The sequence below is a fragment of the Phormidium sp. CCY1219 genome (genome assembly GCF_035615515.1).
In the GTDB taxonomy this organism is placed as follows: domain Bacteria; phylum Cyanobacteriota; class Cyanobacteriia; order Cyanobacteriales; family Laspinemataceae; genus CCY1219.
This window is the reverse complement of record NZ_JAJENT010000199.1, coordinates 1-219: the sequence shown is the minus strand read 5'-3', so window position 1 is coordinate 219 and position 219 is coordinate 1. Positions and strand designations below refer to the sequence as shown.

General features: G+C 49.3%; 1 protein-coding gene. It reads right to left on the bottom strand.

The window, feature by feature from the left end; genetic code table 11:
• Window positions 1–219 (bottom strand): SH3 domain-containing protein (locus LKK83_RS01315; RefSeq protein WP_324628943.1); only part of this gene is annotated, 219 nt, incomplete at both ends.

Below are 219 nucleotides of genomic sequence, written 5' to 3'. Positions count from 1 at the left end.
CGCTCTCTGGTTGGTTCTATAAACAGCGTATTCGCCCTGACAAAGCAATAGGTTTCGTATCCCCCATCCACCTTCAGCCACGGCAATCCTCTTTCGTCGAAGTTAATATAAGGAGGTCCGCCACCAAAATGTATGCTGGCAAGGAAAAGACGTTCGTTCGGGGATTTGACTTCTACCACAGAATATTCGGTTCCCGGCCCGCTACGACAATTCAGACCA